General features: G+C 71.0%; 1 protein-coding gene and 1 pseudogene. One reads left to right on the forward strand and one right to left on the reverse strand.

Translation table 11 applies throughout. The annotated features are described in order from the left end of the window. Positions 1 to 141 (reverse strand): annotated as a pseudogene (locus IE277_RS46805) (sensor histidine kinase KdpD); the annotation flags it as partial. A 261-nt stretch (positions 142 to 402) separates the two neighbouring features. On the opposite strand from IE277_RS46805, the gene IE277_RS46810 reads away from it, so the two are divergent. After that, positions 403 to 639 (forward strand): cation:proton antiporter domain-containing protein (locus IE277_RS46810; RefSeq protein ID WP_189960237.1); only part of this gene is annotated, 237 nt, incomplete at its 3' end.

Genomic DNA, 639 nt, shown 5'->3' on the forward strand with positions numbered 1-639 from the left:
GTGACACTCCGCGAACCCCACCACCACATCCGCCCCGCGGGCGGCACGACGCCGCCCCTCGTCGAGCATCCGGTAGGTCTTGCCGACCCCCGGAGCCGCACCCAGGTAGACCTTCAGCCGTCCGGGCCGTACGTCACTCATCGCCGCCGACGCGCTCCGCTCACTGATCCAACTCCCCTTCGCGGGAGGGTTTCCGGAGGGCTTCCGGAGGGTTTCTCCTCCCAAGGAAGCCGCTTCGCGAGGCGGGCGGCGCGGTTGTTAGCGGTTCCTTGGCGTCGGTCCCGTGGACCTTGACACTGTCTTGACGCGACCTGGCCCGATAGGGTGAGGGCAGGTGTGCCGGGAAGTCTGGTCGGCCGGGAAGTCGAGAGCGGCTCCCCGTGGTAGCCCCAGGGGGACGGCATGCGCGGCGTCGGTACGGTTCTCTCCCTCGTGGTCCTCGCCACGGTGGTCGCCACCTTCGCGCGCCGCTGGCGCATCCCCGCCCCCTCCCTGCTCGTGGTCGCCGGCCTCGCGGTAGCGCTTTTGCCGGGCACCCCGCAGATCCAGATCAGCCCGCAGATCATCGGCCTGGTCGTGCTGCCGCCGCTGCTGTACGCGAGCGCCGAGGACATGCCCTGGCGGGAGCTGCGCGCGGTG

The organism is Streptomyces alanosinicus, assembly GCF_014650595.1.
GTDB lineage: Bacteria > Actinomycetota > Actinomycetes > Streptomycetales > Streptomycetaceae > Streptomyces > Streptomyces alanosinicus.